Genomic DNA, 25,151 nt, shown 5'->3' on the forward strand with positions numbered 1-25,151 from the left:
CTTGCCTCCCTTCTATCTCTTCAGATCGTCAATCAATTCTGCAGCAACAGTCAGAACCTTATCAGCATTAGGGATATAGAGCTGCTCCAGATTCACAGCAAATGGCACTGGCACATTTGGCGCGCAGACGCATTTTACTGGACCATCAAGATAATCAAAGCATTTATCAGTCACTACAGCTGCTATATCCGTCGCTGTGTTATTGTGAGGGTTGGATTCATCAATGATAATCAGTCGTCCAGTTTTCTTGACTGATTCAAAGACAGTCTCCTCATCCCAAGGAGCTACTGTTCTCAGGTCAATTACTTCGACCGAAATACCATCTTTTTCCAAGCGATCCGCTACCTCATAAGCAACATAAAGCATTTTACCGATAGTAACGATAGTGAGGTCTGTTCCTTCACGGCGGACAGCAGCCTTTCCAATTGGAACTGTATAATATTCTTCTGGCACCTCTCCCTTGATACCATAGAGAGTCTTATCTTCTGAATAAATCACGATATTGTCGTCTTCAATGGAAGCCAGCAGTAACCCTTTAGCATCATAGGGAGTTGCTGGAACAACTACCTTAATACCAGGAATGGAACCAAAGAGACCGTAATATGAGCCCGAGTGCTGAGCTGCAGCTGAAGCTCCTGCTCCATGCATGGTCCGCATTGTCATCGGAACCTTGGCCTTACCGCCAAACATATAGCGCATTTTCGAGCCTTGCCCCAGAATGGCGTCAAAGCAGAAACCGATAAAGTCATTGAACATCAGCTCCGGTACTGGCCGCAAGCCAGTCAGAGCCATTCCAACAGAAGCTGACACGTATCCGTGCTCAGAAATCGGAGTATCAATCACCCGCTCTCGGCCGTATTTTGGCATGAGCCCCTTGGTCACACCCATTACGCCACCCCAAGCATCTTCGTTTTCTTCTTCCAAGTGCTTGACTGTTACACCGCCAGCAATATCTTCTCCCAGAAGGATTACGGTATCATCTTTTGCCATTGCCTGATCCAGCGCTTCATTGATTGCTTTCATAAATAACAGTTGTCTAGCCATTTGATCAACCTCCTTCTATCAATCAGCAAATACATCTTCCAGCAGAGACTCGGAACGAGGAATCGGACTGTCTTGAGCAAATTTAATAGCTTCTTCCACATCCTTTCGAGACTCCTCTAATATGGCATCAAGTTCCTCTTCAGTCAAGAGACCATGCTCGATAGCGTAGTCACGGAAGACATCTAGAGCATCCACATCAGCCCAGTCTTTTTCTTCACCTTCCAAAGCCTTATACTTCTGCTCATCCCCTTCAAAGTGACCATGATCGCGATATGTTACAGCTTCAATCAAGGTAGGTCCTTCCCCTCTACGAGCCCGCTCTACAGCTTCCTTGGCTACTTGGTAGACAGCAAATAAATCCTTGCCATTAACACGAACGCCGGGCATATTATAAGCAGCCGCTCTCTCAGCAATGGTGCCAGACGCTGAAGAATACCATTGCGGTGTCGATTCTGCAAAGAGGTTGTTTTCATTGACAAAGATAACTGGCAGTTTCCAAATTGACGCCATATTGAGACATTCGTGGAAATTCCCTTCATTGGCTGCGCCGTCACCGAAGAAGCAGACAGCCACACTATCGGTTTTCAAGTACTTGTTTCGCATAGCAGCACCGGTAGCTAGACCAAAGCCTCCACCAACCATACCATTGGCACCGAGAATTCCCTTGTCCAAATCGGCGATGTGCATAGATCCGCCTTTTCCTTTTCCAAGTCCAGTCTCCTTGCCAAAAATTTCTGCCATCATTCCCTTTAAATCTCCGCCCTTAGCAACACAGTGACCGTGTCCCCGGTGAGTACTGGTAATATAGTCCTTGTCTGTCAGATTGGCACAGACGCCAGTAGCAATCGCTTCCTCTCCAGCATAAAGGTGAACAAAACCAGGAATCTGTCCTGCCGCAAAGAAACGCCGAGTATTTTCCTCAAAATTACGGATATCCCACATGGTTTTATACATGGTCTTGGCTTTTTCTTTGGAAACCTGCTCTACTTCAACTTCAGTAGCATCATAGACTTTTAAATCTACTAGCTCTGATACAGCACTTTGGTTTCTTGTTTTGCTCAATTGTTGTGGTAAATCTTTATAATTTGACATATTTTTACCTCCTCATTAATCGTCCTGAACGAATCTTTTAGCGACCTCTTGTATTAGTTCTGATGTGGTAGGATGGGCAAAAACTGTTTCAAGAACTTGATCCAGCGTTGCTTCAGCCTGTCTCAGCAAAATCAAATTCTGCAGAAGATCTGTACCGTTCGGACCAACGATGACTGCACCTAGTAGAAGATGGTATTTTTTTTCTGAGATTAGCTTGACATAGCCCTCTGTCTCACCTATAGCAATAGCACGCCCATTATAAGAGAAAGGTAGCTGTTGGACCTGAACATCGTATCCCGCCTTCTCAGCCTCATCCTTGCTGAGGCCAAAAGAAGCTACTTCAGGACTGGTGTAGAGCGAACGGGGAACACCCAGCGGATCAACTGCTTCTTCAGCTCTCCGGCAGATAGCTCTTACAGCCTTTATCCCTTCTGCACTAGCAACGTGGGCAAGCATATAAGATTCTAAGAGATCACCAATAGCATAAACATGCTCTTTGGATGTTTCGTAGTATTGATCTACCTTGACAAAATTACGATCTGTCAAGGCTAAACCCATATCCTGTGCTAGCTCTAGATTTGGTTTGCGGCCAGTAGCGACCAAAAGATGGTCAAAAGCAACTTGTTCGTTCTCAAGTAAGACAGAATTAGCAGTTACTTCCTTTATCTGCGCTCCCTGATAAATCATCACCCCCATTTTTTTTAGTTTCTTTTGAATCACATGCCGAGCTTCAGCTTCTTCGGTCAAAAGAATTTCCGGCGCAACCTCGATAACAGTAACAGCAACACCCAGAGGAGCCATAGCGAAAGCTAGCTCAATTGCGATAACGCCACCTCCTATAATGACCAACTTCTCAGGAAGCTCCCTCAAGTCAAAAAACGTATCCGTCGTTAGATAGTCAATCTGTTCTAACCCCTTGATAGGTGGCACAAAAGGATAACTGCCAGTAGCCAAAATCACATCTTTGCCACTGATTTCTTTACCATTGACGGAGAAAGTTTGGTCTTTGACAAACTTGGCCTGGCCTTCTATATACTCAATACCTAAAGACTTAAAGCTAGCATGAATTCCAGATTGTAAACTGGCAACAACCTGATTCTTTCGGTCTACCAATTTCTCAAAATCAATCCTTTCAAGATTGCTCTCAATCCCATAACGTCTGGCTTCCTCCATTGTCAGTAACCAATGACCATGCTGGAGATAGGCCTTAGACGGTATACATCCTACATTCAGGCAGGTTCCGCCGATAGAATTCTTTTCTACCACAGCCACTTTCTTGCCCAAACGAGCTGCTTCTTCAGCCGCCACATAACCACCTGGTCCAGCACCGATAATCAAAACATCATAAACAGACAAAACAGGCCTCCTTTCATAAAATGCAAAGAGTGCTCCAACAATCAAAATGATTGCTGTCGGCTATAGATACAAAAAGTATCTCATTATTTATTCATATACCTAAGACTCATCTCGAAATCTTAAGATACAGTCTGCTCTGAAAAAGATAAACCTCCTTTCTTCATTTTTCTTTGTCTATATAGTAAGCGCTTTCTTTTCGAAAGAAGCTTATACCAAATAATTAAAATCCAGTTGCCCATCTTTCAAACTGACATGGACTGTCATTTCAGTTGTTTCCTTATTTTCGACCAAATAACGAGCAAAAGGCGTTTCTAGATAGCGCATAATGCTTCTTTGAATAGGGCGAGCACCAAATTCTGGTTGGTAGCCTTTCTGGGCTAAAAAAGCATAGACTTCTTCGCTCAGATGAAGCTGAATCTTCTGAAGTTCCAACCTTTCCTGAAGTTGCCGAACCATAATTTTTACAATATTGATCATATCTTCTGCTCTTAGAGGGTTGAAAATAATCGTCTCGTCAATACGATTTAAAAACTCTGGTCTAAAGCTATGTTGAAGCAAAGATAGAACTTCATCTTGCGTTTCAGCAGTCAGTCCCTTTTTACTTTTGAGACTTTCCAAAATCTGCTGAGAGCCAATATTGCTTGTCATAATCAAAATAGTATTTTTAAAGTCAATAGTACGGCCTTTAGAGTCTGTCAAGCGTCCTTCGTCCAAGACTTGCAGCAGTGTATTGAATACATCCGGATGGGCTTTTTCAATCTCATCCAGCAAGACAATCGAATAAAGCCTCCTACGAACAGCTTCTGTCAGCTGTCCTCCCTCTTCAAATCCTACGTAACCTGGTGGCGGACCAACTAAACGAGCTACGGCATGTTTTTCCATGTACTCAGACATATCCAGCCGAACCATTTCCAGCTCATTACCAAATAGCCGCTCAGCAAGGGATTTTGCCAGAGCAGTCTTCCCGACTCCAGTCGGCCCCAGAAAGAGAAAGGACCCAATAGGACGCTTTGGATTTTGAATTCCTGCTCTCGAGCGCAAAATCGCCTCCGAAACCTTTTGAACAGCTTGGTCTTGCCCTACAATTCTCTGGCGCAGGAGCTTGTCTAGTTTTAGCAAGTGTTCGCGCTCATTGTCCATGATTCCCTGCACTTTGATTCCCGTTATACGCTCTACGATACTAGCTATATCCTCACGACTGACATCTGGCTGCTCAGTTTGCGCTTGGCCTAAGTGGATTTTCTTAACAGCACACGCCTCATCAATCAAGTCCAGTGCCTTATCGGGCAAATAACGATCTGACAGATAACGAATTGAAAGACTGATTGCTGCCTGCAAGGCTTCGTCCGTCAGCCTAACTCCGTGAAAGTCCTGATAATTCTCCCGCAGTCCTTGCAGAATTGTCAATGCCTTATCTTGGTCAGGCTCCTCAATGCGAATCCGCTGGAAACGCCCCTCCAAAGCTTGATCTAGCTCGAAGCTTTCCCGATAAGCAGCAAAAGTCGTTGTACCAATGATATTAATCTGTCCCTGAGCCAAGAGTGGCTTTAAAAGATTGCCTGCATCAAGAGAGCCCTCCGTCCGCCCTGCTGTCACGATTTGGTGAATATCCTCAATGTAAAGAATAATCTTCCCCTTAGCAGCCAGCACCTCATCCAAAACAGCCTTGAAGCGCTCTTCAAACTCTCCTCTATATTTAGTTCCAGCAATCAATCCGCCTAGATTTAACTTAAAAACTTTTTTGCCCTGCAATTTTTCTGGAACATCATCAGCAAGCAATCTGCCAACAAACCCCTCTATCACTTTGGATTTTCCAACACCTGGAAAACCTAGGAGAATAGCATTGCTTTTCTCTTTCCTACACAGCACACGGATAATATCGTCAATTTCGTCTTTTCGACCAATTACCTGTCTATCGGTCTGGTCAGCCAGCCACTGATTAAAGTTAGCCGCATATTTGCTCAGGGCTTGATAGCGACTCTCCTGACTTGGAGAGATTGCTCGTTTGCCTTGGCGAACCTTATTCAACTTTGCCGCAACTAGCTCCTTATCAATTCCTGCCTGTTTCAAAAAGACAGTTATCGGATTTCGCTGCTGATGAAATAGACTGAGAATCAGGTGCTCTACTGTTACCACCTCGTCCCTCAGTTCCGCCCTTTCAGCCTCTGCATCATCCAAAAGATTCTTGAGGCGTTGACTATACTGACGTCCGTAGCGGTTCGTATCCGTATGTGAAAATACAGGAATCTTGGCTAGTTCCTGATTGATGACACTGATAAATTCATTAATATCAAGGTCCAGACCGGCATAGAATTCCAAAGCAAAAGCCTGAGGCTGGGTCAGCACTGTCCAGACATGCGGAATGTCCACTTGATAATTGTGTTTTTGAATAGCTAATTCCTTTGCAGCATTTAATACTTCTTGCAAAAGATTGGTATAGTGTTCGGTCATATAGTTTCCTCGCTTTTCTACTGAAAACCAAAGTCAACTGCAAACAATATTTTAAAAATTAACCTATTTTAACAAAAACTTAACTTGATAACCTTATGTTTATTATATCATTTTCACAATCAATATACTAGAAAAAATGTAAGCGTTTTTCGTGTTTTAATCTAATTTTAACAAAAGATTGTGAAAAAAAGAGAACTGACTTATCCTAAAGGGACAAACCAATACTCTTTAATTTGTAATATTTTTAGCCAAACGATTAAGCCGCCACTGAAAGAGAATGCCGCTCGTCACCAAGCTGGCAATGAGGCCAATCCAATATCCATAAGGGCCCAAGCTGGTAAAATGATCCAAGAAGAGTCCCAGAGGCAGCGAAACTCCCCAATAAGCAATCAAACCTAAGTAAAATGGCACCTGAGTATCCTTGTAGCCCCGAAGAATGCCCTGCAAAGGAGCCGCAAAAGTATCTGCTAATTGGAAAAAGAGGCTGTAGGTCAGAAAAACAGATGTCATACGGATAAACTCGGTATCCGAACCATAGAGAGCAGCCACACGGTCACGTAAGATATAGAGAAAGAGGAAGGTAAATCCAGCAATTCCCAAGGCCGTCAGCCGCCCAAGTTTACAGAATTTCTTAACATCGTCAGGACGATTGGCTCCAATTTCATAAGAAACAATGATGGACATTGAAGTTGAAATACTCATAGGAAAGGCATACATTAAGTTTGAAAAATTCATGGCCGCCTGATGGCTGGCAATGATTAGAGACGAAAACTTAGCCATGACCAGGCCAACAACCGAGAAAATCACGACTTCAGCAAAAAACGTTCCGCCAATAGGCAGTCCAAGTCGAATGCCTTCGATTAAGCCTTTTTTGTCTAGCGGTCGAATCTTCCATAGCTCATAGGCTCGAACTTTTGGATGTTTGGCTGCTACTAACAAGGATATGAGGAGCAAACCCCAATAAGCCAAAGAAGTCCCAAGTCCAGCTCCAGCTCCAGCTCCGCCCATTTCTGGAAAACCAAATGCTCCGTAAATTAGGGCATAATTAAAAGTGCCATTCAAAGGTAAAAGTAAGAGCATGAGATACATGGAAAGCTTGGTCAACCCCAGAGCATCAAACAGAGAACGAATGGTGCTAAAGAGTAAAAGAGGAATAATACCAAGCGCCAGATACCAGAGATAGTTCTTAGCTACTCCTTCTACCAAGGGCTCTAAGCCAAGGTGGGCCAAAACCAGAGGAGCGCCCACAAATACCAAGGCAAATAAAATTAGAGATAGCCCTAAAGAAAGATAAATAAACTGATAAAAATCAGAAGCAATCTTTTCTTTTTTTCCCTGTCCTAAATGATGCCCGATTATGGGTACCAAGGCCGACACAATCCCTATCAACAGGTCGAAAAATGGAATCCAAAGACTAGTTGCCATAGAAACACCAGCCAGATGCAAGGTGTCATACTGACCAGTCATGGTCGTATCAACAAATGAAGCAGAAAAATTGGCCAGTTGGTAGATCAAAATTGGCAAAAAAATAGAAATAAAGAGCCGCATCCGCTGATTTAAATTATGAGTTTGGTGCATAGAAATCCCTCAAAAACTTTTTCTACCCAAGTAAAATCAATGAGCTTAGATTTTAGAATATCAACTATCTTTACTATACTATAAGCCAGACAGATAGTCAAAAGGAAAAGGAAATTATATATCTGCCTCGGTGAAGACAATCTGCCCTTTATCAAATCCTGCGATTCGCGCCAAAGAAAGGACACGATAACCGGCAGTTTCCAAAAGTTGACGGCCACCCTGAAACGATTTTTCAATGACAATGCCAACTGCCTCAACCTGGGCTCCTGCTTGCTCAATAATGGTGATCAATCCCTTGGCTGCCTGACCATTCGCCAAAAAATCGTCAATAATCAGCACTTTATCATCAGAGTTGAGAAATTTCCCAGCAATCGAAACGGTCGAAGTCACTTGCTTGGTAAAAGAATAAACTTCAGCCGTCAAGATCCCTTCTGTCATCGTGATGTTTTTGGCCTTCTTAGCGAAAATCATTGGTAGACCCAGTGCCTCTGCTACGTAGACAGCCGGAGCAATACCAGAAGCCTCGATGGTCACTACCTTGGTAATTCCTGCATCCTTTACCGCCTCCGCAAAGACCTGGCCAATCTCTTTCATCAGAGAAAAATCAACCTGATGGGTCAGAAAAGAGTCAACTTTCAAGATATTTTCACCTAAGACTTGTCCATCTCTGAGAATCCGTTCTTCTAATGTTTTCATTTGTACTCCATTTCATAAGCCATCTTGGCTCTAGCAAAAAAGCACAGATATCCGTGCTTTTCCTTTACTCTTTTTCGTTTTTATTCTCGGTCTTGTCTTCTTCTCCAGCATGATTGACTGCTTTTTTGAATTCTGAAAACATTTTACCGATAGATTGCCCCAGTTCAGGCAGGCGTTTTGGTCCGAAAATAAGCAGGGCTCCCAGAACAATAATGATTACCCCAGGTACTCCGATGTCTTTTAAAAGTCCCATTAATTTCTCCTCGTTGATTTTCTTTGATAAATGATGCGGCTAAGCAGGATGCTGACTTCATAGAGCAAAATCAAAGGTACTGTCATAGACAAGTCGCTGATAAAGTCAGCCGGTGTCAGGACAACTGCTAAAACCAGCAAAATGAAGTAAGCGTATCGTCTATATTTTACCAAAAATTTCGGATTGAGCAAACCAATTGAAGTCAGAAAGAACACCAGAACCGGCAACTCAAAAAGGCAGGCAATCGGAATAGTGGTATGAAAGACGAAACTAAGATAATTCTGCGCTGTCAGTCGTGTCTCAAAGAGGCCCTCACCCAGCGACAGCAAGACCTGCAAAATAGCCGGAGTCACAAAATAAAAGCCAAAAGCCAGCCCCAGAACAAAACAGAGAAAGGTAGCTGGGATATAAGCGAAAACAGCCCGTGCTTCATTGGCTCGCAAAGCCGGTCGGACAAACTCCCAGACTTGATAAACAAGAAATGGCAAGGTCAGGGAAAAAGCGACCAGACTAGCCAGACTGATATAAATCCAAAGGATATCATCCGGCCCCAGCACCAGCAGCTTCTGCTCAAAATTACTGGTCAGCCATCGATAAATATCGGCTGAAAAGAGCAAGCCAACCAGAAAAACCACGAAGAAGCAAGCTAATACCGCTAGAAAACGCCGTCTGAACTCTGTCAAATGCTCAATAATAGTCTGCTCCTTTTTATCCATGCTGCTGCTCGCTTTTCTGATTTTTAAAGCTAACATAAACGACTAGCAGGATAAAGAATACCTGACTAACTACTACTTCTAGGCTTGGATAAATCCCTATCCAGTCTACAGTCACAAAGCCATTGATTAAGTGAGTCGGTAGAATATTGGTTAGCTGAAGAGCATGGATGCTGACACCCAGCATTTTAAAGGCCAGAGCATAGATGAGCCAAGTCAGCCAGAAGAAAATGCTGTGTGGCTTGAGAAGACCTGAAGCCTTGCTCATGATAAAGGCCAGCAAAACCAAGACCAGAACAGCCAAGCCGATTCCCAAAAGGAAATCAGTCATAGTGATGCGCGGTAAAATTCCCGCATAAAAGAGGATAGTCTCAGCCCCTTCACGGAAAACTGCCAGAAAGCTAAGTGCAAACATGGAAAGAAAACTGCCTGTGGCTGTTACAGCCTTCATTTGGCTTTCCATAAAGTCATTCCATTTCTCGATAGATGCCTTGCTGTGCAGCCAGATACCAACCAATATCATCATGGCGACAGCGAAAATTCCCACTGCACCTTCAATAATTTCACGATTGGATCCAGAAGCAACTGCCGGGAAAAGAAACTGCAATAAAGCTGCAATCACAGCACTGGCTAGAACTCCACTCGCTGCGCCGGCATAAACCCATTTGAGTCCTTTTTTCATCTTGGAGGCTTTCAGAGTCGTTATCAAAGCCATGACGATCAAGAGCGCTTCTACACCCTCACGCAGCAAAATCAGCATAGCATCAAAGAAATGATAGGAAGCTGTCGTGTCAATCTGGGACAGCTCACTAATCAAGGATTCTAGCTGCTTTTGATACTTCTCTTCGCTCCCCTTGACCATAATAACAGGTGTCTGACTCTCAACCTTGGTATAAAGCGAAGGATTATTGACACTGACATCTCCTTCAATCGTTGGCCAAATGGTGATGAACTCTTTCATCTTGGCAGCAGCCCTTTTATCATCTCCGCTTTGGAAGAGACTTAAGGCCTCCTCTAGCAACTTAATCCCATCTTTCAGCGTCAGATTACCAGCAGCTTCTTGGACTTTCTCGCCTTTGACAAAATTATCAATGGCGATTTTCAAATCATCAAAAGAAGACTGAATCATGTCAAAGTCAGTAGGCTCCGTCTCAATGGCGCTGCGCAGGAATGAAATAGCTGTTTCTACCTTGCCATAATGAGCTGTGCTGTTGTCTCGCACCACGCTTTCATTGGTGGTCCAGGTGCTATTCATCTTCTTGTATGCTTCTCTTGTCGCTTCTAAATCCTTAGCGCTAATAGCTTTTTGTAGATTTTCAAATTTGGGCTCTAGCTTACTGAGAAGCTTCTTTTTCTCAGCCTCTAAGTCGACTGGATTCTGCTCTTTCTCAAATTTCAAAAGGGCAGAAGAAATCTGTGTCAGCTTCTCCTCCGTCACCTGACCCGATAAGTCTAGTGCCTTACTTACCTCTTGTCCCGCTGCTGAGTCATGATTAGTCACCTTTTCAAAGTCAGTCTTGATTTCTCCGACTAGCTGCTTGGCTTTTTCCTGGTCCTTCTGCTTGACTGCAGTGCTAGCATCAGTGATTTTGACGAATAAACTGCTGTAGCTATCATCCGCTAAAACCGGCTTAGCTAAAAAGACAAGCAAAAGCCCCAAAATCACCAGGCTTTTATTCAAATAATTTTTGACCAAGGTATTCTCCTTTTTTCACTCCACCAAAGCAGGCAAACAAACCACTGCCGATATGCGTGACATATTCATTCATCTTATCTTGAGCGCCTAGATTAGTTAGAACTTTGACAAAGCTATCAGGATCTTTCTGGAAGGAAAGAAAGAGTAAGCCTGTGTCGAACTGACCAGTAGTTTCATCAATCCCATCCGAGTAAGAATAAGACCGACGGTATATGGGCTTATCAACCTCCTTGGCCAGGCGGACATGTGAATCCTCTGGCAGCAGGTCCAAGTCAACCTCGTCAAACTCGTCTTTCTTGCCAAAAGGCGCTCCACTCTCCTTATAGCGGCCGAAAGTGTTTTCCTGCTCCTGCAGATTGGTTCGGTCCCAGGTCTCAAGGAACATCTGAATCCGGCGGACAGCCATGTAAGAGCCGCCCTGCATCCAATCCTTGCTATCGCACCAAACGACCTTATCGAACTCTTTTTCTTTGGTTACATTGGCTGTACCGTCCTTAAATCCAAAGAGATTACGAGGCGTTGACATCCGGTCTCCGATAGCAGCAAAGCCTGACTGACTCCACTTCATAGTGATGGCATTTCTCCCCTTGCGGACCAGGTTTCGGACCGCATGAAAGGCTACCTGCTCATCATCTGCACAGGCCTGAATGACAATATCGCCACCCGAATATTTTTCTTTGAGCTGCTCCTTTGGAAAAGGCGGCAAATCCCGAAAAGCCTTAGGTCGTTTGTCTGACAAGCCCATTTTTTTCAGAAAAGAGGCTGAGACCCCAAAGGTCAAAGTCAGTCGATAAGGGTTGAGACCGACAGTTTCTCCAGTGTCTGTTGGCGGCAAAAGAGCATTGGAATTATCTTTTTTGACCAATTCTCCATCTACCAGCTTCTCACTGTAGGCTGTCCAGTCCTTGAAGAGCTGGATAATGGTCTCCCTATCTGTCGTATGCAAATCCAACACAACAAAGTAGATATTCTTCTGCATCGGAGTTGTGATACCCGCCTGATGCTCCCCGTAAAAGCTGATTTCTTCCTCACCGTCAGCGAATTTCTTATCATTTTTCGCCTGATTAGCGAAAAAAGCAGATGCACCAGAGACACCCAGTGCAAGACCAGCGCCTCCAATCCCTGCTTTTTTAAGAAATTCACGACGATCCATCTTTTTATTAAACCATTTTTCGTCGTTTGTCATATGATTACTCCCCGTTTAGAATGACTCCCATTTGTGAAAGAGGCTCACCCAGTTTGGTAACTGCTTCTGCTAGCTCCTTGGTGTCTTCTTTTGTCAATTCTGTATAGAGTTTGTAGTTTTCCGAGTCGGTCATGTGCTTGTCTAAAAGACCGTTGACGTTTTTAAACTCAAGTTCCAAGGTCTTGACGAGTTTCTCGTCCTTATCCTTAATCAATGGCTTAAAGAGCTCAAAAATCTTTTCTGCTCCTTCAATATTCGCACGGAAATCATAGAGATCTGTATGAGAGAATACTTCTTCCTCACCTGTAATCTTGCTGGTCGCCACTTCATTGAGCAAGTCAACAGCGCCTGTCAGCATCATATCTGGAGTCACTTCAACTGTTGCGATTTTAGCTTTTAGCTCCTTGATATCATTGACCAGCTGATCAGCATAGCTTTCAGTTCCTTCGGTCGTATTTTGTTCCCACATGATTTTTTCGATGCGGTGGAAACCAGACCAGCCTTCTTCGGTCTTGTTTTCGTCCACATAGTCGACTAAGCGGAAGTCAATTTTAACATCTGATTCACCAAAGCTCTCAGCAATCGGCTCCGAGCGCTCATAGGCCATACGGATAAGTGGATATTGCTTTTTAGCCTCATCTAGTTTGCCTTCTTTAAGGGTGTCACGAAACTTCTCCGTATCTGTCAGGAGCTGATCGATTTGTCCTTGGACAAACGTTTTGTAATCCGCTGTCGCCTTGTCCAATTCTTTCTGATTGACAGCCGTTTGGCTGCTGGATGCTTGACTGCTTGAGCCAGTCTTGTTTGAAGAGTTGTTGGCTGCACAGCCAGTCAGTAAAATTGCCGTTGAAAATAGGACGATGCCAAGTTTTTTCATGGTGACTCCTTTGTTTTCTCTCCTAGATAGAGATTATTTCCTGTAAATTATACCAGTTTTTCTCTTATATTTCAAGAAATTGTCTGACAATTTAATCAAAAACTCTATATTAAGACCATTAAAGCAGCTCTTCTTTAACTTTCCCGATTTCCGTCTTTTTCAGCACCAAGTAAATCGTATCTCCCAGATAGAGGCGCGTGCTACCATTGACCGTTTGAGTCTTGCCCTTGTGGACATTCATGGTAATCAAGACCCCATCAGGCAAGTTTAGCTCATGCACCTGCCGACCAGCAATCTTTTCAGAAACAGGGATTTCAATTAAAGTTGTATCTCCCTGGTCCTCGATACTGTCTGGTAACATTTTTTCCAGCATGGCTTCATAGACTGGCGCTCCTTTAAGCAAATCCATGATAATGTAAGCAGTCAGAGTGACCAGTCCCAACGGCATGAGATTACGGATGTCGCCGACCATCTCTGTGACCAGAATCATAGCTGTCAGAGGAGCCTTGGAAATGGCGCCAAAATAGCCACTCATACCCAGAATAATGAAAATCGGAAATTGCTCCTGAGAAATCAAACCTAGCTGCAGACAGACCGCCCCCATTGCTCCGCCCAGAAGTGAACCCAGAGCTAGAATAGGCAGGAAAATACCACCTGGCAGCCCGCTTCCGTAACTCAGCATGCTCCAAACAAAACGCAGAACAAAAAACAAGAGCAAGGTTCCCACAGTATAATGACTAGCGGTCAAAGATAAAATCAACTGATTGCCCCCGCCCAGCAAGTGAGGTAGGAAATAACCAATCGGAAGAATCAAGGCGAAGGCCAAAGTAGGATAGTAGGCTTCTGAAATCCTAAACATTCGCCCAAAAAACTGGTAAACAAGCTGAATATTCAAAATGACTTTCTCATAAATAAAGCCTGACAAGCCCAGCAGCACCCCCATGACTAGGTAAATCCAATACTGCTCCAGTCTCATAACTGGAATATTATCCGGCATGTCCAGCACTGGTGTTAAGCCAAACATGGAGAGCGAGACAAAGTTAGCGACTAGACTGGCCGCCAGAGTAGAAACCCAGAAAAAGCGTGAAAAATGACGGTAAACTTCTTCTACTACGAATAGGAGACCTGCGATTGGTGCATTAAAAGCTGCTGCTAAGCCTGCTGCTGCACCGCTGGCAATGAGCGCTCTCTCCTCAGCGGCACTCAAATTCAGAAATTTAGAGACGCCTTTGCCGCTCATAGCGCCTAGCTGAATACTTGGCCCTTCTCGACCCAACATCAGACCGCTAGCAATGGCTAAAATCCCCAACACAAACTTCTTCCAGAGAACACTCCACCAAGAAAGCGACATCAGGCCTTTCAGCTCTGCTTCAACCTGCGGAATCCCTGACCCCTTGATATTTTTCTCCGACTTTACCCAGCGAGCGTTGAGAAAGACGATGAAAACATAAAGGAACACCAAGGCCAGTAACCAAAGCAAAGACTGCTGACTCTTTTGGTAGACATCCTGCACTAAATGAAAGATTTTTTCAATCAGAAAGCGGAAAATCCCGACTACCAGTCCAGCAAAAATCCCAACTAAGACACCTCGCAAAACCTGGGAAATAATCGAATGAGTTGTGAAATTAAATTCTCTCTTGATGTCGTCCTCACGTGAGCTAGCATCTTTTGCCATTCCCAATCTCCTCTAAATAGTTACTTTACCAATATTCTAGCACAAAGCAGGACTGATAAACAGATGAAATATAAATTTCTTCTTTCAGTTTTCTTCTTACAGGCTCTACAAAAAAGTCTGGAAATTTATTCCAGACTCATTTTCTTATTTTGCTTTCAAAGCTGCTTGAGTAATGTAGTTGTACGGTTTGTTGAAGTGTGGCAAGAAGAAGAGGTCCAGCAAGGCCAATTTATCAATTGTAACCTTTTCCTGAATAGCCAATGAGAACATGTGAATACCCATAGACATATCTTCTCTAGAAACCATCTGAGCTCCAAGAACTACACGTGTATCCTTATCATAGACAATCTTAATTGTAACATCATGGTGCTCAACCTTTTCAAGGAAGGTTGGTTTTTGAGTATCTTTAAACTCAACCACAGCTGGGCTGTAACCAAAGCGTTTAGCTTTTTCTTCTGTCAGACCAGTTGAAACCATCTTCAAACCAAAGATTTCGATACCGTTAGAACCTTGAACACCGTTAGACTCCAATTCATGACCGCAAGCATTATGAGCTGCTACGATACCAGAGCGTAGGGCATTAGAAGCCAAGGCGATGTAGTTTGTATCGTTGATAGAATTATCGTAGACAGTCGCACAGTCACCGATTGCATAAACATCTTTGATGCTAGTTTCTTGTTTCTTATCCACCAAGAAAGCACCATTGCGGAATGTTTCCAACTTGCCAGCGCCAAGACCAGTGTTTGGTCGGAAACCAACCGCCAGAACAACCATATCTACATCATAGCTAGCCTTATCTGTTACAATGCGTTCTACCTTGCTTTCACCTTCAATAGCCTGAACAGTTTGACCAAAGGCTAATTGAACACCATTATCTTCAAGATTTTGACGCATCATTTCAGACAAGTCGTGGTCATAGTAACCCGCCAAGCAAGTATCCACAACGTCGATCAGAATCACTTCTTTACCAAGGCGTTTGAAGGCTTCTGCCAACTCAACCCCAATGTAGCCAGCACCTACTACTGCCACACGTTCGATATGTTTGCTCTTGTCTTGCAATTTTTCAATAACATCTGCAGCATTTTGATACAATTTAACAAACTGCAGATTTTCCAAGGTTGACTTAAATTCGCGACTGTTAGAATCCATCTCAGCACCTTTAATCGGAGGCAGAATTGGCTGAGAACCTGTTGCCAAAATCAATTTGTCATAAGACTCTACATGCTCTTTACCGTCTACAATAGCTGTAACTTTTTTTGCATCATAATCAATTGACTCAACTGGTGAATTCATATAAACTTTTGCGCCTTTTGCTTCAAAAGTTTCTTTATCTGCATAAAAAAGTCCATCTGGCTTGCTGATTTGCTGTCCAATCCAAAGGGCCATTCCGCATGCCAAGAATGAAATGTTTGAGTTTTGGTCAAAAATAACTACTTCGTTTTCTGCACCATAATTGTCCAACATTGTATTAATACACGCTGTACCTGCGTGGTTTGCACCAACTACAACGATTTTACTCATAAGAATAGTCCTACCTTAATTTATAATTTACTAGAACAGTATATCATCTCCTGTGAGCGTTTACAAGAAGTTTGCTCGAGATTTTCAAAAATTCTTATACCGCCTAAAAAGCTGTACTACTGCTGCCTAATCGCTTCGAAAATACTGCTTTTTATAAAAGTTAATTTTCTGAAAATATAACAATTTTAAGATTGTGAAACCGGTATCTTTTTGATATAATAAGGTTAGAGAGGTTAATTTTAGAAAGGTTGTGATAATGTGGACTTTGCTTCTTGCTCACTTCATTTGATGGGGAGTTCGATTTGCATATCTCTCTGTCATGAGCGAGCGGAAATACTCTTAGATGAGGCGGTCCAACTGCTTCATCTCTATAAAAATCGCTTCAGTGCCAATGATGAAGACTCTGAACTTATGAGTATCAATCATCTGGCAGGAATTGAAAGCATCTCAGTTCATCCAGAGCTTTTTGAGCTGATTGAGCTGGGGAAATATCACAGCCAAGCAGAAGGCAGCCACTTAAATATCACGATTGGCTCTCTCGTCCAGACCTGGCGGATAGGATTTTCAGACGCCCGTCTCCCAAGTAGGGAGGAGATTCAGCAAGCTCTAAGTCTGACCGACCCAAACTTGCTTGAGTTGAATCCAGAAGATTGTAGTGTCTTTTTGACTAAGAAAGGCATGAAGCTGGATTTAGGTGCCTTGGCTAAAGGCTATATCGCTGATAAGATTAAAGACTATTTGCTGAGTCAGGGAGTGACCTCTGCTCTTATCAATCTTGGTGGCAATGTCCTGACAATTGGGCATAATGCAGTCAGCCAGCGTGCCTGGCGAATTGGTATCCAAAATCCCAAGCAGCCTCGCGGCAATCACTCAGCTATACTAGCGGTCACCAATCAGTCAGTGGTCACATCAGGAATCTACGAGCGAACCCTTACAGTTGAAGGGCAGAACTACCATCACATTCTGGATCGCAAAACAGGTTATCCTATCGAAAATCAATTGGCTAGTCTGACCATTGTTTCAGACAAGTCGGTAGATGGCGAAATTTGGACAACTCGCCTATTTGGTGAAAGTCCGACATCAATTCTGTCCCAGATTGAACAGCAGACAGGGATCGAAGCATTGATTATCACCCAAGACGATCAGATCTTCTGTAGCTCAGGACTTTTAGAGCAGATAATTCCTGCTTCTTAATTATTTGCTACCTCACTATGCGGTAACTCTGTCGCTCTAGCTTTTATAACTAATGCCCATTTAAAAACGCCCTCTCTTTCTTCTGGTTTTTACCTGCCTCAAGAAAAATAAATGTACACATGAGGGCTCTGTATCTTAATTTCAGAAAGGAAATTTTATGTTAAAACTTATTGCAATTGTTGGAACAAATTCTAAACGTTCTACAAACCGGCAACTTCTTCAATATATGTCTAAGCACTTTGCTGATAAGGCTGAAATCGAGCTGGTAGAGATTAAAGATATCCCAATGTTTAATAAACCTGCTGACAGAAACGTGCCTGAGTTGGTATCAGAAATTGCCCAAAAAATCGATGCAGCAGACGGAGTACTTATCGGCACACCTGAATACGACCATTCAATCCCAGCTGTGCTCATGAACGCTCTGGCTTGGCTTTCTTATGGTATCTATCCACTGCTGAACAAGCCAGTCATGATCACTGGTGCTTCTTATGGTACACTTGGCTCCTCTCGTGCCCAGTTGCAGCTCCGTCAAATTTTGAACGCTCCAGAAATCAAGGCAACTGTTCTTCCAGATGAGTTCTTGCTTTCGCATTCTCTTCAAGCTTTTGACCAAAGCGGAGACTTGGTAGATCTTGACGTTGTCAAAAAGTTAGATGCTATCTTTGATGACTTCCGTATCTTTGTCAAAATCACTGAAAAATTGCGCAACGCACAAGAATTGCTTCGCAAAGATGCTGAAGAATTTAACTGGGAAAAATTGTAAGATAGGAGACCGAAAGAATGAAATTTGTTGGAATTGTAGGATCAAACTACAAACAGTCATACAACCGAAAATTATTGGAATTCATCCGCCGTCAATTCAAAATTAAATTTGAATTGGAAGTCTTAGAAATCGATGAAGTCCCAATGTTTAACCAAGATGAAAAATGGGATGAAAGCTTCCAATTGCGTTATTTGTATAACAAAATCACACGTGCAGACGGTGTCATTATCGCAACCCCTGAGCACAATCATACTATCAGTGCTCCTTTGAAGAGTGTCTTAGAATGGCTCTCTTATGAGGTTCATCCTTTCGAAAACAAGCCTGTCATGATTGTCGGTGCATCATACTACGATCAAGGAACTTCTCGTGCTCAAGTTCACCTGCGTAAAATCCTAGACGCTCCTGGTGTCAATGCTTACACCCTTCCAGGCAACGAGTTCTTGCTGGGCAAAGCCAAGGAAGCTTTTGACAATGATGGCAATATCACCAACGAAGGAACTGTGAATTTCCTTGAAACATGCTTAGATAACTTTATCAAATATGTAGAGGTCGTTTCAAAATTGAAAAAACCAAAACCAATTGAACCTGAAGATTTAGACTGCGGAAAACCAATCGCTACGACAATTACAGAAGTTGATCCAGATGATCCAGAATGGGTAGAAAAGGTCGCTGAAATCACTGGCGCTGTTTCAGGCGATACTTATGTCAAACTTGACCATGGTATCTTGACAGTTAACCAGATTGACATGTTCTTGAAGGCTATGCCGTTTGAATTGACATACGCTGACGATAACAACCAATTCCTTTACTACAACAACGCCCACCAAGACCCAGACACCATGTTTGCCAAACGTGTGCCACCTCAATCAGGTAGCCGCATGTCAACTGTTCACGGCTCTCTTCCACCAGCTCGGATGAAGAATGTAGAGTGGGTTATCGGAACACTTCGCAACGGAAACCAAGAATACGTACGTACAATCGTCCCAGGTTCACCTGCAGGCGTTATCAATACCCACAACTACCAAGCTATGTACTATCCTGACGGATCATACGCAGGAATCAATGAAATCGTCTTTAATTTCCAACCATGGCTTGACTGGTACTTAAAAGAAACTGGTCAACGTTTGGTTGGAGGCAGCGGACAATTTGCTCCTGCCGGAGGTCATGGAGACGCAGACGCTACTTCTGGTGCTTCTGATGCTGGAGGCGATGGAGGTCATGGAGACGGAGGAGCCGATGCGACATCAGGTGCTAGCGCTTAATTACCTTTCAAACTAAAAAGAATGGATGATAAGTCCATTCTTTTTTCGCTTTATTTCATTTCCTTGAAAGCTGCTTCTGCATCAGCATTACTGATAGCGCCAAACTGGATTTTCCCGATTTTCCCTTGACTGTCAATGAGGATTTCAGTCGGGATACTGCGGATCTGATAGGCTTGGAAAATTTCTCCCGAAGTGTCAAATAGAACCGGTACATCTTTATAACCTTGTTCTTGAAACCATTTTGGGAATTCCTCAGCAGACTTCTCTCCTTGGAGACCTGGTGCTACAACTGTCAAGATTTCAAAATCACGATCTGTTTTACCAGCCAATTCTACCAATTCTGGCATACTCTTCTTACAAGGTCCACACCAAGAAGCCCAGAATTTTAGATAAACTTTCTTGCCTTTGTAGTCAGAAAGTTTGACTGTTTTTCCATCCATAGACTGCAGAGTAAAGTCAGGTGCCTCTTGACCGACAGCTGCTTGGACGATTGTACTTGTCTGGGTGGTTTCACTAGATGAACTGCTGGTTGTGGGCATAGTCATAGGCTTCTCTTCCTGTTCCGAGCAGGCTGCCAAAAAGACCACTGCTGAAACAGTTGCTAATAAAGTAACGATTTTTTTCATATTTCTTTCTCCTTTTTATCCAAAAAGTCCAGACAGGGCGTTGAGCTGTCCTAGCATCAGCAGAATTCCCATCAGAATAATTAGGGCTCCGCCGATTTTCTTCATCAGGCCCATATAAGGCTTGATTTTATTAAAATACTGCATAACAAAGCTAGACGCCAAAGCTAAGATTAGGAAAGGTAGGGCCATTCCTAAGGTGTAAATCAAGGTCAAAATTGCTCCCTGAAATGCACCATTCCCACCTGAAGCTGCTAAGGCTAAAACTGAGCTGAGGATTGGTCCAATGCAAGGAGTCCAACCAAAGCTAAAGGTAATCCCTAGTAAGAAAGCAGACCAAAAATGATGTTTCTGACCGTTCTTTTTGAAAGTCAAACTCTTTTGAATCTGTAATTGGCGAATGTTAATAAGCTCCATCTGATGCAGACCCAGCAGAATGATGAGGCCACCCATCACATAACGAAAGGTCGGACTGTAAATAATCGTTCCTAAAAATCCGGCTCCAAAGCCTAGCAAAAAGAAGACTGTTGAGATACCTGCAATGAAAAAGAGTGTCCTAACCATACCTTGCCAAGCAAGCTCCCGTCCGAATACTTTCAGGGTCTTGACCTCCTTGTCATCCAGCAAAATACCAATATAAACCGGCAATAATGGGAAAATACAAGGGGAAAAGAAAGATAAAATACCTGCTAAAAAAACTGAAACAAAAAATAAAGGCGACTCCATTTACTCTCCTCTAACTCCTTACCTAGAATATACATTCATTTATCATTATAAATGAATCTTATAGATTTTTCACAAATCCGCTACGGTAATTTTCTTGCAAATTCATGAGACTAGGAAAAGAGAAAATTTCGCTTGATGAAAAGCAAAACCAGTACAGTTTTTTCAAACAGTAAAAAGCCGGAGAAAATTCTACCGGCTTAAATATTTTAAAACTTAATAAATTTAATCATCTGTAACTAGCGGTAAATAAAAACTAATCTTGGTGAATTTATCTGGTTCAGAATCGATTTCCATATGGTAGTCGTCTCCGAACTGCAATCTTAAGCGTTGATCGACATTTTTCAGACCAACCCCACCTAATCGAAGGAGAGTCGCATCCATAGAGGCGTTGACATCAAAGCCTCGGCCGTTATCAGAGATAGACAGTATCAGCCGCCCATCTTCTGCTGCCGATGTCACCCGAATCATGCCTTGTCGGTCAATTTCCTTGATTCCGTGGTAGATGGCATTTTCAACCAAAGGCTGAAGTACCAGCTTGGGCAATTTATAATCAGCTATAGATTCATCCTCTTCAATCTCATATTGGAGCTTGTCGCCATAGCGCTGCTTCTGGATAAAAAGATACTGACGAACGTGGTCAATCTCATCTTTGAGAGAAATCTGTTCATGTCCTTGATTGAGCGCCAAGCGGAAATACTGAGCAAGTGACTTTGTTACCTCAACAACACGCTTGCTGTCATTAAACTCAGCCATCCAGACAATCGTATCTAAGGTATTATAAAGGAAATGGGGGTTGATTTGAGCTGAGAGAGCTCGGAGCTCATAGCGACGAACATTTTGTTCTTCAGTCTTGACAGCTTCCATCAGCTGCTCAATTTGGTCCAGCATTTTATTGAACTGCTGAGCCAAGTCAACCAACTCTGGAGAACCTTTAGCTTCCGCTCGCAGATTTGAGTCACCTGCCCCAATCTTCAGAATGACAGCCTGCAGATTCTGAAGAGGCTTAATCCACAAACGCAGAACAAACCAAATACCAGTCAAGCACAGCAGGAGTGCTAAAACGCCCATTCCCACAAATGAATAAAGCATCTGTGACTGAAGCATCTGTAATTGCTCTAATGAGGCGACGCCAATTAAAGTCCAGTCGCTGTCTGCGATATCAATCTGGTAGACAAAAGCCTGCTTCTGGTCTGCATAACCATCCTTGACCGAGATATAGGGCTGCATAGCTTTCATTTCCTGACTAGAGGAATAAACACTCTTCTTAGGATGATAGACAAATTCATGCTGGCTGTTGACAATAAAGCTAAAACCCTTCTTCCCTAGCTGAAGCCGATCCAGATAGGCTTTGAGACTCTTATAGCCGATATCCAGACGTAAAACACCGAGATTCTGCCCTGCTTCATCCACTACTTCCTGAGTGACTGAAATAACCCACTTCTCCTTCTCTGATGATAGAGATTCCTTGCGAGCAGGGGTCAAGACAGGCATGGCTTTGGTATGAACAGCTTCCTGATACCATTTTTCATTCATCATATCAGAGGAAGTCTGCATACTGATTTGAGAATCTGTCGAGACCACGCGCCCATCCTTGGTAACCAATACTGCCGACACCAAATCTGGATCAGTCTCAATGATGGTTTTCATCAAAGCTTGCACTGACGTTTCGCTGCTTTCTTGATTCTGAGCAAACTTACGAATCGTTTCTTCCTTACTCAGTGTAGAGGTGGTTTGCTTTAATTTTTGCAAATAGGAAGCAATAAACTGACTGCTTTGCTCCATGCTATTACGTGTTGTACTTTCTGTCAGCTGCCGAATAGTCCCCGAGCTAGTCTGATAGTAAAGACTCCCAACAAATCCCAAGAGGAAAAGAACCAGCAGAAAAATATAGACAATCAACTGGATAAGAAGCGGATATCGTTTCATTTCTCCTCTCCTTTTTTAAACTGCCGAGGTGTCAGCCCGACCACCTGCTTGAAGCGCTGAGAAAAATAGTTCATATCTTCAAAACCTACCTGCTCTGCTATTTCATAAATCTTCAAATCTGTAGTTAAGAGTAAGAGTTTGGCTTTTTTCATCCGCTCTTGTATCAAATAATCCTGAAAGGGCTGACCTAATTCTTTTTTGATAAGAACGCTAAGATAGGACGGACTAAACCCCAATTGGAAAGCCAAACTTTTCAGACTTAATTCTGAATCTGCTAGACGCGCGTGAATAGCCTCTTCCAACTCAGAGCGTTGCCCTTGATCGACCAAGTTTTGAATCTGTGCTTTTTTACGTTCTTTATCGAGCTTGGTCCGCAGCTTGGCCAACATTTCCTCAACATCATCCTTGGAAAATGGCTTTAGCAGATAGTCATCTGCACCTAGCTTAATGGCCGTCCGAGCATAGTCAAAATCATCATATCCAGTCAGAAAAACGATATGGCAAGTAGGAACCTGATCTCTGACTAGCTTGGCCAGTTCGAGGCCGTTCATCTGTGGCATATTGATATCGGTTAGCAGGATGTCAGCAGGATTTTCCTGAAATTTCTGCCAAGCTTCTCTTCCATTTTCAGCCTGGGCAATAACTTGCATGCCAAACTGTTCATAGTCTACCAAGGACGCAATCCCCTGTCTTACCAGATACTCATCCTCTACAATCATAATTGAATACACAAGATTCAACTCCTTATTTATACTGGATTTATTATAGCAAATTTTCAATCAAAATGCTCTTAAACATAATCCAAAAGATAACCGTAGCCCTTCTCCTCCATTTCAGCTTTTGGAATGAACTTGATTGACAGACTATTGATGCAATAGCGCAAGCCACCCTTGTCCTTAGGACCGTCAGTGAAAACATGGCCCAGATGGGAATTTCCAACTCGACTGCGAACTTCCGTTCGAGTCATATTGAAACTCTTGTCTTCCTTGTAAGTCGCAACATCTGGACTGATAGGACGTGTGAAACTAGGCCAACCGCAGCCTGAGTCAAACTTATCCTTTGATGAAAAGAGAGGCTCTCCTGTCACCACATCCACATAGATACCAGCATCAAACTTATCCCAATAGCGGTTAGAAAAAGCCTGCTCTGTGTCATTCTTTTGTGTAACTGCGTATTCTTCTGGCGAAAGCTTAGCCTTAATCTCTTCATCGCTAGGCTTAGGATAGCGACTAGCTTCAATAACAGGGTAAGCAGCTTGATTGACATCGATATGGCAATATCCATTAGGATTCTTTTTTAGGTAATCCTGATGGTAATCTTCTGCTTTGATAAAGTTTTTCAGAGGTTCTTTTTCGACAGCTAAAGGCTTATCATATTTCTTAGCAACCTCATCAAAGACTTGGTTAATGGTATCAAGATCAGCTTCGTCCGTATAGTAGACGCCTGTCCGATACTGGGTACCTTGATCATTACCTTGTTTATTTTTAGAAGTTGGATCAATGATGCGGAAATAATGAAGCAGAATTTCTTTTAGCGAAATTTTCTTGGCATTGTAAGTAATGTGAACAGTCTCTGCGTGACCAGTTTGAGAGACCAATTCATACTTGGTCGTGTCGCCCTTACCATTTGCATAGCCGGACTCAGCATCAATGACACCTGGCACGCGAGAAAAGTACTCTTCCACTCCCCAGAAACAGCCGCCAGCCAGATAAATCTCCCGCTTATCTTCTTCCTTGACATCTTCTTGCTTTTGTTGGGATACAGCTTCTGTCTTGCTCATAGAGGCTTTCTTAATTTGCTCAGGAGAAGATTGCTTACCATTCCCTGCAATCACATAGACCAGTCCAAAGCAGACAAACAAGCCAAGCAGAACCAGAAGAATCTTCCATTTTCCTTCCATGTTTATTGCTCCTTTTTACTTGATTTCTTTTAGTGTTTTCTCAATATCTTCCTTGCTCATGTAGCCAATATGCGTCTTGGCAAGAGAACCGTCGCTGCCTACGAAAAGTGCAGATGGATAAGAGCGAATCCCGTATTCTTTCAGCAATTCTCCCTTAGTATCCATGAGAACCGGGAAGTCTTTGTAATCCAAAGACTTGTACCATTCCTTGAAATCATCAGCAGACTTTTCTCCATTAAAAGTCGGAGACACCACCGACAGGACAACATAATCTTTTCCTGACTGCTCCTTAGCCAAATCATTGGTATCTCCAAGTGTGGATAGACAGATAGAGCACCAAGAAGCCCAAAACTTTAAATATACTTTCTTGCCTTTAAAATCAGACAGTTTGTAGGTCTTGCCGTCCACACCTTGCAGGCTAAAGTCTTTTGCCATCTTGGTAGATTGCCCAGAATCCGCTTTTGTTTGCATATTGCTTTTATCACTTTTAGAAACTTCCGAGTTCATTTTCTGATTTGAACAGGCTCCCAAAAAGCCGACACAAAGCAGACTGACAGTCAATATCGATAACTTCTTCATCGTTTTCTTTCCTTTCAAAATAAGGAGAAAGCCGGCAAAA

Annotated in this window: 22 protein-coding genes; 3 read left to right on the top strand and 19 right to left on the bottom strand. The window is 43.0% G+C overall.

From position 1 onward, the window contains the following. Positions 1-12: 12 nt before the first annotated feature. From K1I94_RS03215 to nox, 13 genes are all read right to left on the bottom strand, one after another. On the bottom strand, positions 13-1,044 hold the full coding sequence (locus K1I94_RS03215) for an alpha-ketoacid dehydrogenase subunit beta (protein ID WP_125341696.1): 1,032 nt from the start codon (positions 1,042-1,044) through the stop codon (positions 13-15). Positions 1,045-1,062: 18 nt separating this feature from the next. Next, the gene (locus K1I94_RS03220; RefSeq protein WP_002897599.1) at positions 1,063-2,136 is read right to left on the bottom strand and encodes a thiamine pyrophosphate-dependent dehydrogenase E1 component subunit alpha; all 1,074 of its coding nucleotides are present in this window, start codon (positions 2,134-2,136) and stop codon (positions 1,063-1,065) included. Between the two features lie 15 nt (positions 2,137-2,151). Then, positions 2,152-3,492, bottom strand: coding sequence for a dihydrolipoyl dehydrogenase (gene lpdA, locus K1I94_RS03225; protein WP_223314382.1), 1,341 nt, complete (start codon positions 3,490-3,492; stop codon positions 2,152-2,154). Between the two features lie 207 nt (positions 3,493-3,699). Then, entirely contained in the window at positions 3,700-5,943 is a 2,244-nt protein-coding gene (locus K1I94_RS03230) for an ATP-dependent Clp protease ATP-binding subunit (RefSeq protein WP_223314383.1), read from the bottom strand. Positions 5,944-6,171: 228 nt separating this feature from the next. Further along, complete coding sequence (locus K1I94_RS03235; protein WP_223314384.1) at positions 6,172-7,521, bottom strand: MATE family efflux transporter; 1,350 nt, start codon at positions 7,519-7,521, stop codon at positions 6,172-6,174. A gap of 114 nt (positions 7,522-7,635) precedes the next feature. Further along, positions 7,636-8,217 (bottom strand): xanthine phosphoribosyltransferase, encoded by a 582-nt coding sequence (locus tag K1I94_RS03240; protein ID WP_223314385.1) that lies wholly within the window; start codon positions 8,215-8,217, stop codon positions 7,636-7,638. Between the two features lie 64 nt (positions 8,218-8,281). Then, a complete protein-coding gene (locus tag K1I94_RS03245; RefSeq protein ID WP_002897604.1) occupies positions 8,282-8,470 on the bottom strand; it encodes a twin-arginine translocase TatA/TatE family subunit in 189 nt (62 codons plus the stop codon). Beyond that, positions 8,470-9,186 carry a twin-arginine translocase subunit TatC gene (tatC, locus tag K1I94_RS03250; RefSeq protein ID WP_223314386.1) on the bottom strand — a complete coding sequence of 239 codons (717 nt, stop codon included), beginning with the start codon at positions 9,184-9,186 and terminating at the stop codon, positions 8,470-8,472. Before tatC ends, K1I94_RS03245 begins: the two co-directional genes overlap by 1 nt. After that, a complete protein-coding gene (locus K1I94_RS03255; RefSeq protein ID WP_223314387.1) occupies positions 9,179-10,879 on the bottom strand; it encodes an FTR1 family iron permease in 1,701 nt (566 codons plus the stop codon). The genes tatC and K1I94_RS03255 overlap by 8 nt, the downstream gene beginning before the upstream one ends. Next, positions 10,857-12,065, bottom strand: a complete 1,209-nt coding sequence (gene efeB, locus K1I94_RS03260) for an iron uptake transporter deferrochelatase/peroxidase subunit (protein ID WP_223314388.1) — start codon at positions 12,063-12,065, stop codon at positions 10,857-10,859. The genes K1I94_RS03255 and efeB overlap by 23 nt, the downstream gene beginning before the upstream one ends. 4 nt (positions 12,066-12,069) lie before the next feature. Further along, complete coding sequence (efeO, locus tag K1I94_RS03265) at positions 12,070-12,942, bottom strand: iron uptake system protein EfeO (RefSeq protein WP_223314389.1); 873 nt, start codon at positions 12,940-12,942, stop codon at positions 12,070-12,072. 118 nt (positions 12,943-13,060) lie between these two features. Then, positions 13,061-14,617, bottom strand: a complete 1,557-nt coding sequence (locus tag K1I94_RS03270) for a ClC family H(+)/Cl(-) exchange transporter (RefSeq protein ID WP_223314390.1) — start codon at positions 14,615-14,617, stop codon at positions 13,061-13,063. 144 nt (positions 14,618-14,761) lie between these two features. After that, positions 14,762-16,138 carry a H2O-forming NADH oxidase gene (gene nox / locus K1I94_RS03275; RefSeq protein WP_049547703.1) on the bottom strand — a complete coding sequence of 459 codons (1,377 nt, stop codon included), beginning with the start codon at positions 16,136-16,138 and terminating at the stop codon, positions 14,762-14,764. Between the two features lie 258 nt (positions 16,139-16,396). Between nox and K1I94_RS03280 the strand changes: the two genes are divergently transcribed. The 3 genes from K1I94_RS03280 (at position 16,397) to K1I94_RS03290 (ending at position 19,357) form a co-directional block, all read left to right on the top strand. After that, the gene (locus K1I94_RS03280; protein ID WP_223314391.1) at positions 16,397-17,332 is read left to right on the top strand and encodes an FAD:protein FMN transferase; all 936 of its coding nucleotides are present in this window, start codon (positions 16,397-16,399) and stop codon (positions 17,330-17,332) included. A 157-nt stretch (positions 17,333-17,489) separates the two neighbouring features. Next, positions 17,490-18,095, top strand: a complete 606-nt coding sequence (locus K1I94_RS03285; protein ID WP_111675843.1) for an NADPH-dependent FMN reductase — start codon at positions 17,490-17,492, stop codon at positions 18,093-18,095. A 17-nt stretch (positions 18,096-18,112) separates the two neighbouring features. Next, positions 18,113-19,357 (top strand): NAD(P)H-dependent oxidoreductase, encoded by a 1,245-nt coding sequence (locus tag K1I94_RS03290; protein WP_223314392.1) that lies wholly within the window; start codon positions 18,113-18,115, stop codon positions 19,355-19,357. A 50-nt stretch (positions 19,358-19,407) separates the two neighbouring features. On the opposite strand, the gene sdbB is transcribed toward K1I94_RS03290, so the two are convergent. From sdbB to K1I94_RS03320, 6 genes are all read right to left on the bottom strand, one after another. Next, a complete protein-coding gene (gene sdbB, locus K1I94_RS03295) occupies positions 19,408-19,983 on the bottom strand; it encodes a thiol-disulfide oxidoreductase-associated lipoprotein SdbB (protein WP_223314393.1) in 576 nt (191 codons plus the stop codon). 15 nt (positions 19,984-19,998) lie between these two features. Further along, positions 19,999-20,706 carry a thiol-disulfide oxidoreductase-associated membrane protein CcdA2 gene (gene ccdA2, locus K1I94_RS03300; protein WP_002895555.1) on the bottom strand — a complete coding sequence of 236 codons (708 nt, stop codon included), beginning with the start codon at positions 20,704-20,706 and terminating at the stop codon, positions 19,999-20,001. A gap of 222 nt (positions 20,707-20,928) precedes the next feature. Further along, entirely contained in the window at positions 20,929-22,632 is a 1,704-nt protein-coding gene (locus tag K1I94_RS03305; protein ID WP_223314394.1) for a cache domain-containing sensor histidine kinase, read from the bottom strand. Further along, the gene (locus K1I94_RS03310; RefSeq protein ID WP_223314395.1) at positions 22,629-23,363 is read right to left on the bottom strand and encodes a response regulator transcription factor; all 735 of its coding nucleotides are present in this window, start codon (positions 23,361-23,363) and stop codon (positions 22,629-22,631) included. Before K1I94_RS03310 ends, K1I94_RS03305 begins: the two co-directional genes overlap by 4 nt. 59 nt (positions 23,364-23,422) lie before the next feature. Further along, positions 23,423-24,532 carry a peptide-methionine (R)-S-oxide reductase MsrB gene (msrB, locus tag K1I94_RS03315; protein ID WP_223314396.1) on the bottom strand — a complete coding sequence of 370 codons (1,110 nt, stop codon included), beginning with the start codon at positions 24,530-24,532 and terminating at the stop codon, positions 23,423-23,425. A 15-nt stretch (positions 24,533-24,547) separates the two neighbouring features. Then, a complete protein-coding gene (locus tag K1I94_RS03320; RefSeq protein ID WP_223314397.1) occupies positions 24,548-25,111 on the bottom strand; it encodes a redoxin family protein in 564 nt (187 codons plus the stop codon). Positions 25,112-25,151: the final 40 nt, after the last annotated feature.

This window comes from Streptococcus sanguinis, assembly GCF_019929145.1.
Classification (GTDB): Bacteria; Bacillota; Bacilli; order Lactobacillales; family Streptococcaceae; genus Streptococcus; species Streptococcus sanguinis_U.